Source organism: Micromonospora sp. 4G55, from assembly GCF_016803375.1.
In genome coordinates this window covers 1-8,077 of sequence record NZ_JAEVHN010000264.1, presented here as the reverse complement: position 1 = coordinate 8,077, position 8,077 = coordinate 1, and the positions used below count along the sequence as shown (strand labels likewise).

Sequence of the window (8,077 nt, the reverse complement as noted above, 5' to 3'; positions counted from 1 at the left end):
CCGGGGCGGCGTGGGCCTCGGTGACCGGGCCGGCGAAGACGCCACCGGCGAAGGCCAGACCAGCGATACCCAGAACGCTCTTACGCAGAATGGTGGTGTTCATCAGAGTGGCTCCATTCGGGGGTTGGCATCCTCGCTCGATGGGGGTCGAGCAGGGTGCAAGCACCACGGACGGCGCTCAAAGAAGATCAAGGGGAAAGTCTTCACCCGGCAGGCTTCGCAAGCGGCTCACGGCGCCGGGTCCATGTGTAACGACCGGCGGCCCACCATCATTCCGGGGGCCCGCATCCCGGGCGGCCCAGGTGTTCGGGCCAGGCCAGCGGGTGCTGCTGCGATCGTCCAGGTGATGTAACGACGCCGGGCCGGCCACCATTCCGCCGCCCGGGTGCCGCCGGTCACGGGACGGCCCGGCGCTGGCTGGCCCAGACCCGACATCCGGGGTGCGCCCAGCGGAGCAGGTACCGGACATCCGGCACGGCGAGGCCAATGCGGAGCGTAGATCCGGGCACGCTGATCCGGCCCGAACCGGACATCTCGACACGGCGAGGGACCGGGCGGACCGTGGCCGCGCACTCGGCGGGCACCGGACCGGGCGGCCGGCCCGAGGCGGTCGACCCGGCCCGCGTCGTGGGGGTGATCGGTGCCGAGAACGGGCGAAATCGGCCGGAGCGGAGGTGGTGGGAGCGGTGGCGCGGAACGGGAGGAAATGGGCGGAGGGCGGAATGCGGGCGGCCTGGTCGGCTGCGCGGGGCGGAGTCGGCGTTACCCTGACACCATGCAGGCCGTCGTCAGCACCGCGCCCCACCTGGCCCGCCCGGCCGTCCCGCCGTGGTGGCGCGCACCCTGGCGGAGCTGGCCGGCCCCACCCGGGGGGTGGTGGAGCTGCCGGTGCGGTTGATGTGGAACGCCGACCGGACGTTCGACCTGGGCGACCCGGACCAGCTGCTCTGGATGTACGAGAACGTGCTGCGGGAGACCACCCGCGCCGAGGACCTGCGGCACCTGATCAACGGCCGGACGTTGCGGCTGGTGTGGCGGCGGCTGAACCTGCCCCGGGGCGTCCGGCAGGCGTGGGAGAGCCGGCACCGGGGTCTGCGTACCGCGTGAGCGGCCCCCACCTGCACGAGTTCTACCGGGAGGTCGCCCGGGTGGCGCTCACGGCGGCCGGGCCGCACCGGTTCGTGCTCGGCGGCGGGGTGGCCTGGGCCGCGCACGGGCTGGTCACCCGCCCCACCGAGGACGTCGACCTGTTCGCCGACGTGGAGGGCGCCGCGGCGGCCGCCGCCGCGGAGGTACGGACGGCCCTGGAGCGCGCCGGGTTCGAGGTGGCCGACGCCGACCCGGACAGCGACCTGGGCGGGCTGTTCGACGGCTTCGACCGGGACATGAAGGACTTCGTGGTCACCCGCGGCCCGAGGCGGATCCGGCTGAGCCTCGCCCGGCTCGACCGGTACCGCTCCCCCGTGGTGATGGACTTCGGCCCGGTAATGGACGTCCGCGACCTGGTGGCGAACAAGACCGCCGCGCTGGTCAACCGGCGCGAGGTCCGCGACTACATCGACGTGTCGGCGGCGCTGGACCACTACCCGGTGGCCGAGCTGCTGGCGCTGGCCCGACAGGTCGACCCGGCGCTGGACGACGACGACGTCCGGGAGGCGGGCCGCTACCTGGACCGGGTGCCGGACCAGCGGTTCACCCGCTACGGCCTGGACGCGGCGCGGATCGCCGAGGTCCGTCGCCGGCTGGCCGCCTGGCCCCGCTGACCGCCGCGACGGCCAGCGGGGCGCGCCGCGCTCACTTGGTGAAGCGGCCGCCGGTCACGCCGAGGATCTCGCCGGTGACGTAGCTGGACTCCTGCGAGGCGAAGAAGACGTACGCGGGGGCGAGCTCCGCCGGCTGTCCGGGCCGTCCCATCGGGGTGTCGGTGCCGAATTGCTTGACCTTCTCCTGCGGCATTGTGGCCGGGATGAGCGGCGTCCAGATCGGGCCGGGGGCCACCGCGTTGACCCGGATGCCCTTGTCGGCCAGTTGCGCCGCGAGCCCCTTGGTGAAGTTGGCGATCCCCGCCTTGGTGGTGGCGTAGTCGAGCAGTTGCGGTGACGGGTCGAAGGCCTGGATCGACGTGGTATTGATGATCGTGGCGCCGTCGTCCATGTGCGGGATCGCCTCCTGGCACAGCCAGAACATGGCGTACAGGTTGGTCTTCAGGACCCGGTCGAACTGGGGGGTGCTGATGCCGGCGATGCCGTCGTCCTGGGACATCTGGTAGGCGGCGTTGTTCACCAGGATGTCGATGCCGCCCAGGTCAGCCAGGGTCCGCTTGACCAGCTCCCGGCAGTGGCCCTCGTCGGTGAGGTCGGTGCGCACCGCCACGCCCCGGCGGCCGGCCTCCTCGACCAACCGCACCGTCTCGCGGGCGTCGGCGTCCTCCTCCTCGCTCAGGTAGGAGATGACCACGTCGGCGCCCTCCCGGGCGAAGGCGATCGCCACCGCGCGGCCGATGCCGGAGTCACCGCCGGTGATCAGGGCCCGCTTGCCGGTCAGCCGGTCGCTGCCCCGGTACGACTCCTCGCCGTGATCCGGCTTCGGGCCCATCTCGCCGGTCGAGCCGGGCGCGGACTGCTGCTGGGCGGGCTGGCCCTGCTGCTGGCCGTACTGCTCGGTGGGGTCCTGCTGGGTGTACTGATCCTCGCTCACCGGTGCTCCTCGGGGTCGTTCGTCCGGCCTTCTGCTCGTCTGCCCTACCCGGCGGACCGGGCCGGAAACGAGGGCGACCGCCGCCCCGATGACCTCGGTGTTACGCGACGGTGGCCGGCGGCGCTGGTGTGGTGGAACACCTCGGGCCGCGGTGGCGGTAGTGACGGCGGCTCGTTATGGTGCGCAACGGCGCCCACAAGGCGCCTCTCCCCCATTGGAAGGGCACCGCATGACCTCCTCCTCCGGCGCCTCGCGGCGCCAGGTGCTGGCCGTCGCCGCCGCCGCGGCGACCGCCCCCCTGATCGCCGGCGCCCCCGCCCGCGCCGCCGAAGCGACGGGACCGAAGATCTGGGACCTGACCGTCCTCGGCACCTCGGACACGCACGGCAACGTCTACAACTGGGATTACTACAAGGACGCCGAGTACGACGACAGCAAGCACAACGACGTCGGCGTCGCCAAGCTGGCCACCCTGGTCAATCAGATCCGCGCCGAGCGCACGGGCAAGGCGACCCTGGTCCTCGACGCCGGCGACACCATCCAGGGCACGCCGCTGGCCACCTACTACGCCAAGCAGGAGCCGATCACCACCAGCGGTGAGACGCACCCGATGGCGAACGCCATGAACATCCTGAAGTACGACGCCGTGACGCTGGGCAACCACGAGTTCAACTACGGCCTGCCGCTGCTGGCCACCTGGATCTCGCAGCTGGGCTTCCCGGCGCTCGCCGCCAACGCGGTCAACGCGGCCACCGGCAAGCCGGCCTACCTGCCGTACGTGATCAAGAAGGTCCGCCTCGGCGGCTGGGACTCCCCGACCATCAACGTCGGCATCCTCGGCCTCACCAACCCGGGCGTAGCCATCTGGGACAAGGGCAACGTCGAGGGCAAGCTGGTCTTCCCGGGCATGGTCGAGACCGCCGCCAAGTGGGTGCCGATCATGCGCGAGCGCGGCGCCGACCTGGTCATCATCTCGGCGCACGGCGGCGACAGCGGCACCTCCAGCTACGGGCCGGAGCTGCCGAACGAGAACCCGGTCGCGCTGATCGCCCAGCAGGTCCCCGGCATCGACGCGATCCTCTTCGGTCACGCCCACGCCGAGGTGGTGGAGAAGTTCGTCACCAACACGGCCACCGGCGAGCAGGTGCTCACCGCCGAGCCGTCGAAGTGGGGCCAGCGGCTGACCCGGATGGACTTCACCGTCCAGAAGGTGCGCGGCACCTGGAAGGTCGTCACCAAGCGCGCCACCATGCTCAACACCAACACCGTGGTCGAGGACCCGGCGGTCCTCGCGGCCGTGCGCGGCCAGCACGGCAAGACCGTCGACTACGTCAACACGGTCGTCGCCCAGTCCTCCGAGGAGCTGTCGGCCGCCGAGTCGCGGTACAAGGACACCCCGATCCTGGACTTCATCAACCACGTCCAGACCGAGGTCGTCACCGCGGCGCTGGCCGGCACGTCGTACGCGGCGCTGCCGGTGCTGTCGATCGCCGCCCCGTTCAGCCGCACCGCGGTCTTCCCCCAGGGCGAAGTGCGGATCCGCGACGTGGCCGGCCTCTACGTCTTCGACAACACCCTCGAGGCCGTGGTGCTCACCGGCGCCGAGGTGAAGGCGTACCTGGAGTACTCGGCGAAGTACTTCGTCACCCTGCCGGTGGGCGCGGCCGTCGACCCGGCCACCATCAGCGACCCGGCCGTGCCGGACTACAACTACGACGTGATCTCGGGCGTCGACTACGACATCGACATCAGCAAGCCGGTCGGCCAGCGGATCACCCGCCTGGTGCTGGCGGGCACCGACACCCCGGTCGCCGACACCGCGCAGTTCGTCATCGCGGTGAACAACTACCGGCGCAGCGGCGGCGGCAACTTCCCCGGCATCGTCAAGACCCAGGTCTACAACGAGCAGCAGGAGATCCGCCAGCTGCTGATCGACTGGGCGCAGGCGAAGGGGACCATCGACCCGGCCGACTTCTACGTCCCGAACTGGAAGCTGGTGCGCGAGGGCGTGCCGGTCTTCTGAGCCGTACCACCGACACCCGCCGACGGGCCGCGGGGATCGATCCCCGCGGCCCGTTTCGCGTCCGGGCCGCCCCGCCGGTCGCGGTCAGCCGCCCGGCCCGAGCCGGAGGTGCCACTCGTCGTCGTTGGTCGACTCGGGTCGGTCGCGGCGCGGATCGGTCTCGGTGAGCTCCACCCGCTCGTCGGGGCGGACCGCCGGCGGCAGCTCACCGAAACGCACGTGGCGGAGGAAGGCGTACTCCTCGTCGTCGAACGAGGTGGGCTCCGGGTCGCTCATGCCCGCATTGTGCCGCCGCCGGTCCAGCACCGCCGTCCCATCGACGACGCCCGCCCAGTTAAGCGCGCCGCCAGTGGCGCCGGCGACGAGGTGGGGACACCTGCGCGCGGTACGGATGACCGCTCCGGGGGTGCTCGAACAGGTCGTCGTGCCTGACCGGGGGTGTCAGCCGGAGCGGGTGGTCATCGGCTGGGCGGGGGCCGACGGTGTGCGCTGCCGTACCGGCGGGAGGCGGTCCAGCAGCGCCAGACCGGCCCGGACGGGAGCCCGGGTCAGCGTCTGGTCGAAGCTGGCCCGGCCCTGGCAGAACCGGACGAACATCCCCCAGCCGGCCGGCGTCGCCAGCAGAGCGTGGAAGACGTCGGGCCGGCGTTCGAACACCTCCAGCAGCCGCTGCCCGGCCCGCATCGACGGGACCATCTGCTCGGCCACGTCCCGCTGGTAACCGGCCAGGTCACCGGCGCGACCGCCGCGCCGGCGAGCGCCCCGGAGCGCAACGCGTAGCTGATCCCCTCCCGACTCCACGGCTCCAGCAGGCCGGCCGCGTCACCGGCGACCAGCACCCGGCCGTGCCGCAGCGGCGAATCCTCCGCGCGGCAGCGGGTCAGGTGCCCGGAGTCGTGCTCGGCCGCCACCCCGGACAGCCCGAGCCGGTCGACGAAGCGGCGCAGGTACTCGCGGGTCCGCTCCCCCTCGCCGCGGGCGGCGATCACCCCCACCGTCAGGCTCGACCCCTTGGGGAACACCCAGGCGTACGAGCCGGGTACCGGTCCCCAGTCGAGCAGCAGCCGGCCGCGCCAGCGCCGCTGCTCGGCCGGCGGCACCGGCAGCTCCCGCTCCAGGCCCAGGTCCACCTGGCGGAAACGGACACCCACGTGCCGGGAGCTGACCCCCGAGGAACCGTCCGCCCCGACCACCGTCCGGGCGTGCACGGTCTGGCCGTCGGCCAGCCGTACGCGTACCCCGTCGGGGTCCTGGTCGATGCCGCGCACCGCGACGCCCTCGCGCAGCTCGGCCCCGGCGCGACCGCGGCCGCGCGCAGCCGGTCGTCGAACTCGTCCCGGCGGACCATCGCCACCAGCGGGGTGCGGTGCCGGCGGGTGAAGGCGCGTCGCCCGTCCCGGGTGAAGGTCACCCGGTCGACCCGGTCGTGCGCGGGCACCTCGATGCGGCCGGCGACCGCCGTCAGCGAGGTGCCGATCAGGCCGCCACCGCACGTCTTGTACCGGGGGTGCACGGCCCGGTCCAGCACCAGCGTGCGCACCCCGGCGGCGGCCGCGGCGTGGGCGGCGGAGAGCCCGGCGGGGCCGGCGCCGACGACGACGAGATCCCAGGTGATCACGGGCTCCACCCTAGGGCACCCCGGCGCGGCCGGCCGCTCACGACCGACCGATCGGGTGGGCATTGTCGGTCACCCGGCGGGTAAGCCGCGGTACCCAGACCGCTCGTGCGACGGGCGGGTCACGGCAAGGAGGTCACCATGCAGCAGGTACGTCTGTCGGAGGCCGAGGTACGGGTGTACGACGCGGTCGCCACGCTGGAGGCGCGCGGCCAGGTGCCGTACCCCGACTCGATCGCCCAGGAGGCGGGGATGGCGGAGGAGGAGGTGCACGAGCCGTTGCACCTGCTCACCGAGAAGGACCTGCTGCACCGGGAGGACTCCCCGATGGCCGGGCTGGACTTCGGCCCGCGGTGGTGTGCCCGCCAGATGGCGTGATCGGTTTGCCCGTCGGGGCGCCGGGTAGCGGTCGGTCATGGCTGATCGCCGGGCCGCCGTGACGGACGCGGGTGACCGACGCCGCTGGCAGGCCCTCGGCGTCGGGCTGGTCGCGGCGTTCATGACGCTGCTGGACGTCAGCATCGTCAACGTGGCCGTCCCGTCGATGGATCGGGCGCTGCACGCGAGCCCGAGCGACCTGCAGTGGGTGCTCTCCGGGTACGCGCTGACGTTCGGGCTGATCCTGGTGCCCGCCGGCCGGTTCGGCGACGCCCGCGGGCGACGCACCGCCTTCGTGGTGGGCGTCGCCCTCTTCACGCTCACCAGCGCCCTCGCCGGGCTGGCCACCTCGCCCGCCTGGCTGGTCACCGCCCGGCTGCTCCAGGGGGCCGCCGCCGGGGTGGTCAACCCCCAGGTGACCGGCCTGATCCAGCAGCTGTTCCCAGGCGCCGAACGGGGCCGCGCCTTCGGGCTGCTCGGCGCGACCATCGGCATCTCCACCGCGGTCGGCCCGCTGCTCGGCGGGCTGCTCATCCAGCTCGGCGGCGAGGAACACGGCTGGCGCTGGGTGTTCTTCGTCAACGTGCCGGTGGGCATCCTCGCGGTGGTGCTCGGCTGGCGGCTGCTGCCCACCCGACCGACCGGGCAGCCCGACCGGCACCGACTCGACCCGGTCGGCGTCCTGCTGCTCGGCGTCGGCGTACTGCTCCTGCTGCTGCCGCTGGTGCAACGCGAGCAGTGGCAGAGCCCGTGGAAGTGGGCGCTCGTGCCGGCCGGCCTGGCGGTCCTGGTCGGCTTCGGCCTCTGGGAGCGCCGGTACGCCCGCCACCGGACACCCCTGTTCGACCTGCGGCTGTTCCGGCTGCGCTCGTACACCCTCGGCGCGTTGATCGCGCTGGTCTACTTCGGCGGGTTCACCGCCATCTTCTTCATCTTCACGCTCTACCTGCAGAACGGCCTCGGCTACAGCGCGCTGATCGCCGGCCTGGCGATCACGCCGTTCGCCCTCGGCTCCGCGCTGGCCTCGACGCTCGGCGGCCGGATCGTCAACCGCTTCGGCCGCCCGCTGGTCGGCATCGGGCTGGTCGTCGTGGTGATCGGCCTCGGCACGGTGGTGATCGTGCTGCGCGGCTCGCCGCAGCACTCCGTACCGCTGCTGACCGCGGTGCCGCTGCTGGTGGCCGGGCTGGGCAGCGGACTGGTCATCACGCCGAACCAGACCCTCACCCTCTCCCAGGTGCCGGTGCCGCAGGCGGGCAGCGCGGACCGCTGCTGACCGCGGTGCCGCTGCTGGTGGCCGGGCTGGGCAGCGGACTGGTCATCACGCCGAACCAGACCCTCACCCTCTCCCAGGTGCCGGTGCC

At 72.8% G+C, this 8,077-nt stretch carries 5 protein-coding genes and 3 pseudogenes; 5 read left to right on the top strand and 3 right to left on the bottom strand.

From position 1 onward, the window contains the following. The first annotated feature begins 775 nt into the window (after positions 1-775). Together JNW89_RS20620 and JNW89_RS20615 are read left to right on the top strand one after the other, a co-directional pair. Positions 776-1,107 (top strand): annotated as a pseudogene (locus JNW89_RS20620) (hypothetical protein). Continuing rightward, positions 1,104-1,763, top strand: a complete 660-nt coding sequence (locus JNW89_RS20615) for a nucleotidyl transferase AbiEii/AbiGii toxin family protein (protein ID WP_238450145.1) — start codon at positions 1,104-1,106, stop codon at positions 1,761-1,763. The pseudogene JNW89_RS20620 and the gene JNW89_RS20615 overlap by 4 nt, the downstream one beginning before the upstream one ends. 31 nt (positions 1,764-1,794) lie before the next feature. Here JNW89_RS20615 and JNW89_RS20610 read toward each other — a convergent pair whose 3' ends face one another. Beyond that, positions 1,795-2,697: an SDR family oxidoreductase gene (locus JNW89_RS20610; protein WP_238450144.1), complete on the bottom strand. Its 903-nt coding sequence runs from the start codon at positions 2,695-2,697 to the stop codon at positions 1,795-1,797. 229 nt (positions 2,698-2,926) lie between these two features. Here JNW89_RS20610 and JNW89_RS20605 point away from each other — a divergent pair, with 229 nt between their 5' ends. Next, positions 2,927-4,720, top strand: a complete 1,794-nt coding sequence (locus JNW89_RS20605; RefSeq protein ID WP_238450143.1) for a bifunctional UDP-sugar hydrolase/5'-nucleotidase — start codon at positions 2,927-2,929, stop codon at positions 4,718-4,720. An 84-nt stretch (positions 4,721-4,804) separates the two neighbouring features. On the opposite strand, the gene JNW89_RS20600 is transcribed toward JNW89_RS20605, so the two are convergent. Both JNW89_RS20600 and JNW89_RS20595 read right to left on the bottom strand, forming a co-directional pair. After that, complete coding sequence (locus tag JNW89_RS20600; protein ID WP_154936859.1) at positions 4,805-4,996, bottom strand: hypothetical protein; 192 nt, start codon at positions 4,994-4,996, stop codon at positions 4,805-4,807. A 165-nt stretch (positions 4,997-5,161) separates the two neighbouring features. Further along, positions 5,162-6,338: pseudogene (locus JNW89_RS20595) on the bottom strand (geranylgeranyl reductase family protein). 138 nt (positions 6,339-6,476) lie between these two features. Between JNW89_RS20595 and JNW89_RS20590 the strand changes: the two are divergent. Together JNW89_RS20590 and JNW89_RS20585 are read left to right on the top strand one after the other, a co-directional pair. Next, positions 6,477-6,713 (top strand): hypothetical protein, encoded by a 237-nt coding sequence (locus tag JNW89_RS20590; RefSeq protein ID WP_238450142.1) that lies wholly within the window; start codon positions 6,477-6,479, stop codon positions 6,711-6,713. A gap of 37 nt (positions 6,714-6,750) precedes the next feature. Then, a pseudogene (locus tag JNW89_RS20585) lies at positions 6,751-7,971 on the top strand (MFS transporter); the annotation flags it as partial. Between the last annotated feature and the right edge of the window lie 106 nt (positions 7,972-8,077).

Coding starts and splice junctions, on each gene's coding strand:
- JNW89_RS20605 (WP_238450143.1), top strand. CDS start 2,927: ATGACCTCCTCCTCCGGCGCCTCGCGGCGCCAGGTGCTGGCCGTCGCC.
- JNW89_RS20600 (WP_154936859.1), bottom strand. CDS start 4,996: ATGAGCGACCCGGAGCCCACCTCGTTCGACGACGAGGAGTACGCCTTC.
- JNW89_RS20590 (WP_238450142.1), top strand. CDS start 6,477: ATGCAGCAGGTACGTCTGTCGGAGGCCGAGGTACGGGTGTACGACGCG.